Genomic DNA, 2,686 nt, shown 5'->3' with positions numbered 1-2,686 from the left:
GCCAGGCGCAGGGATTCGGGCACCGCCCTCAGGGCCTCCCGGGCGGTGACCACGATCACGGGGATGCCCAAAAGGGCCAGGGTCATGGCCGCAGGGAGGATGGTGGGGCCAAGCCCCATTCCCCGCACGAAGAGGGCCAGGCCCAAGAGGCCGTACACGATGGAGGGTACCCCGGCCAGGTTGCGGAGGTTGACCTCGAGGATCCGGTTTAACCTCCCCTCCCTCACGTACTCCTCCAGGAGGATGGCCGTGCCTATCCCCACGGGAATGGCGATGAGAAGCGCGAGCCCCAGGACCCATACCGTACCCCAGATGGCGGTGCCGATGCCCGCGGTGAGGGGGGAGCGGGAGGGAACCCGGGTGAGGAAGGACTGGTCCAGCCAAGGGTTGAGGACCAGCCTTTCCCCCTCCTTCAGGTTGGCCTTTAGCTCCTGCCAGCGCCTCAGGCCTTCCAGGAGGGAGAAGTCGGCGATGCGCTCATCCCTGAGGCCGGTCACCACGTAGCGGAAGGGGCCTTCGTGGGTGTTCCACATGAGCTCCACCCGGTTTTGCATGAGGAGCACCCGGCGCTCCCTGGGATCTCCCAGGGCGGACTGGACCTCCTCCTCCGTGTACCCCCGGGCCAGCAGTTCTTGCCGAAGGATCTCGTTTGCGGAAAGGCCAAAGGCATAGGTCTTTCCCGGCCCCTCGTCGGCCTTTAGGACCTGCACGGAAACGCTCCGGTAAAGGGTATCGCCCAGAAGCCAAGCCAGGAGGGCCAAGGCTAGAAGCAGGGGGAGGACCAAGGCCCGGGCAAAGGCCCGGTCCACCCGGTCCTTCCAAGGGTCCACACCAAAGGTCTGTTGCCAGCTACTCATACCGCTCCCGATAGCGCTCCACCACCCATTGGGCCAGGATGTTGAAGAGAAGGGTGAGGAGGAAAAGGGTAAAGCCCACGGCGAAGAGGGCGTAATAGGCGGTGCTGCCCACGGGCTGGTCCCCGGTGGCCGCCTGGACGATGTAGCTGGTCATGGTGGCGATGGTCTCCCGGGGGTCCAGGGTGAGGATGGGCCTTTGGCCGGCGGCGATGGAGACCAGCATGGTCTCCCCTATGGCCCGGCTAGCGGCCAGGATGATGGCGGCCACAATGCCCGAGAGGGCCGCGGGGAAGACCACCCTTAGGGCCACCTCGTAGGGCCTGGCCCCCAGGGCGTAGGCCGCTTCCCGGATGGAGCGGGGCACGGACTCCATGGCGTCTGCGGCCACATTGGCCACGTAGGGGAGGATGACAAACCCCAGGACCAGCCCGGCGGAAAGGGCGTTGAAGATGTTGAGGCCGGGGATCACCTTCTGCAGGAGAGGGGTAACGGTAAGCAGGGCGAAGAAGCCGAAGACCACCGTGGGGATGCCCTCAAAGAGTTCCAGGGTGCCCTTGATGCGGGCCTTGGCCTCCCCCCGGGCGTACTCCGCGATGTAGACGGCCAAGGCTAGCCCCAAGGGGATGGCCACCACCAGGCCGATGGCCGTGACCAGGAAGGTGCCCGCAATCAGGGGGCTGATCCCGTACCGGGGCTCGGCGAAGAGGGGGGTCCAGTCCCGGGCAAGGAGGAACTCCGCTAGGGGTACCCGGCGGAAAAACTGGAGCACCTCTCCCAAGAGGCTAAGGACGATGCCCGCCGTGGTGAGCAGGGTCACGGAGGCGAGGAGTACCAAGGCGGCAAAGGTGAGGACTTCCTTGGGGTTTCGGGAGGGTTTTTCCCTAAGGATCTCCATGCCTTTCCTATCCTAAGGCAAAGGGGTGGGGAATACCCACCCCTTCTAGCCCTTCCCTCTTACTTCAGCTCCTTCTTCAGCTCCTCCATGAACTTGGAGAGGGGCGTGCCCACGGGCAGGTCCATGAAGAAGGTGCCGGTCTTCCTCTTGGCCACCAGCTGCTGACCAATGTTGTAGGCCTCATCGGGCAGCTCAATGTACCCCGTGGAGCGGATGGCCCTACGGGCATCCTTGGAGAGGTAGAAGTTCACGAAGTCCTGCACCTCCTTGCGCTCCAGGCTCTTCACGTTCACGTAGATGAAGAGGGGGCGGGCAAGGGGCTGGTAGGTGCCGTTCAGCACGTTTTCCCGGGTGGGGAGGACGCAGCCCTTGCCGTTGTCAACGGCCAAGGCCTTCACCTTGTCCTTGTTCTCCTCGTAGTAGGCCACCCCCAGGAAGCCCATGGCGTAAAGGTCCCCGGCCACGCCCTTGATGGTCACGTTATCGTCCTCGGTGGGCTGGTAGTCGGTGCGGATGGCCTTCAGCTTGCCCACGATGGCCTCGGTGAAGTAGTCAAAGGTACCGGAGTCGGCCCCGGCCCCAAAGAGGCGCAGGGGCTGGTTGGGGAAGGTGGGGCGGATCTGGTTCCAGCGGGTGATCTTGGAGCCGGGCTCCCAGATGGCCTTGAGCTCAGAGACCTTAAGGCAGCTGGCCCAGGTGTTCCTCGGGTGAACGATGACCGTGAGGGCATCGTAGGCCACGGGGAGCTCAATGAACTCCACCTTGTTCTCCTTGCAGACCTTTAGCTCCTCGGGCAGGATGGGCCGGCTGGCGTTTTGGATGTCGGTCTCCCCGCGGCAGAACTTCTTGAACCCGCCGCCCGTGCCAGAGAAGGCCACGGTGACCTTGATCTGGGGGTTACGGACGGTGAACTCCTCCGCCACCGCCTGGGTGA

The 2,686-nt window shown here is 64.4% G+C and carries 3 protein-coding genes; all 3 read right to left on the bottom strand.

Annotation, left to right across the window (positions count from 1 at the left end; all coding sequences use genetic code 11):
- The coding region (locus Q0693_RS04305; protein WP_366140511.1) for a phosphate ABC transporter, permease protein PstA at nucleotides 1-857 on the bottom strand (857 nt) is incomplete at its 3' end.
- Nucleotides 850-1,752 carry a phosphate ABC transporter permease subunit PstC gene (gene pstC / locus Q0693_RS04300; protein ID WP_298629494.1) on the bottom strand — a complete coding sequence of 301 codons (903 nt, stop codon included), beginning with the start codon at nucleotides 1,750-1,752 and terminating at the stop codon, nucleotides 850-852. The genes pstC and Q0693_RS04305, both read right to left, overlap by 8 nt.
- Before the next feature lie 59 nt (nucleotides 1,753-1,811).
- A partial coding sequence (locus tag Q0693_RS04295) for a PstS family phosphate ABC transporter substrate-binding protein (RefSeq protein WP_298629492.1) occupies nucleotides 1,812-2,686 on the bottom strand: 875 nt, incomplete at its 5' end.

It is taken from the genome of uncultured Thermus sp. (genome assembly GCF_938010445.1).
In the GTDB taxonomy this organism is placed as follows: Bacteria; Deinococcota; Deinococci; order Deinococcales; family Thermaceae; genus Thermus; species Thermus altitudinis.
Note: the sequence above shows the minus strand (reverse complement) of the source record. Positions and strands in the feature narration are given on the sequence as shown.

Coding starts and splice junctions, on each gene's coding strand:
- pstC (WP_298629494.1), bottom strand. CDS start 1,752: ATGGAGATCCTTAGGGAAAAACCCTCCCGAAACCCCAAGGAAGTCCTC.